This is a genomic window from Alcanivorax sp. HI0083 (genome assembly GCF_001635175.1).
On record NZ_LWFX01000318.1, the window covers coordinates 1 to 955 of the forward strand.

The following is a 955-nucleotide window of genomic DNA, read 5'->3' on the forward strand; positions in this document are numbered from 1 at the left end:
CCATGACCCAGTCGCCCAAGAATATTCAGTTGTTGCCGCTGGAAGCGGGTAGCGATGAAGAGCTGAAGCGTCACTGGGACTACATTTATGAGCCGGCCCCGAAAGAGCTCCTCGACGAACTGCTGGTGCGGTTCATTGAGTCTCAGGTGTATCAGGGTGTGGTTGAAAACAATGCCTGTGAGCAGGCAGCACGTATGATCGCCATGAAGGCCGCCAGCGATAATGCCGGTGACATCATTCGTGATCTGCAATTGGTGTACAACAAAGCACGCCAGGCTGCTATTACGCAGGAAATCTCCGAAATCGTTGGTGGTGCTGCTGCGGTTTAATCGTCAAGCAGATTAACGCGGCAAAAACGCAAGTTAAGAGGATGCAAGCATGAGTAGCGGTCGTATTGTTCAGATCATCGGTGCTGTGATCGACGTGGAATTCCCACGCGAAGCCGTACCGAAGGTATATGACGCCCTCTCCGTGGACGGTACTGAAACTACCCTGGAAGTTCAGCAGCAGCTGGGCGACGGCGTGGTACGTACTATCGCCATGGGCTCCACCGAAGGTCTCAAGCGCGGCCTTGGCGTGACTGATAACGGTGAACCGATTCAGGTTCCTGTGGGCACCAAGACTCTGGGCCGTATCATGGACGTGCTGGGTCGCCCGATTGATGAGGCTGGCCCCATCGGTGAAGACGAGCGTATGCCGATTCACCGCGCTGCGCCTACTTATGCGGATCAGGCAGCCACCAACGAACTGCTGGAAACCGGCATCAAGGTAATCGACCTGGTTTGTCCTTTCGCCAAAGGCGGTAAGGTTGGCCTGTTCGGTGGTGCGGGTGTAGGTAAAACCGTAAACATGATGGAGCTGATCCGGAACATCGCGATCGAGCACTCCGGTTTCTCCGTGTTTGCCGGTGTGGGTGAGCGTACTCGTGAGGGTAACGACTTCTACCACGAAATGA

General features: G+C 55.2%; 1 protein-coding gene and 1 pseudogene. Both read left to right on the forward strand.

The window, feature by feature from the left end; translation table 11 throughout:
* Nucleotides 1-329: F0F1 ATP synthase subunit gamma (locus tag A3754_RS03350; RefSeq protein WP_197468421.1), on the forward strand; the 329-nt coding region annotated here is incomplete at its 5' end.
* A 49-nt stretch (nucleotides 330-378) separates the two neighbouring features.
* A pseudogene (locus tag A3754_RS03355) lies at nucleotides 379-955 on the forward strand (F0F1 ATP synthase subunit beta); the annotation flags it as partial.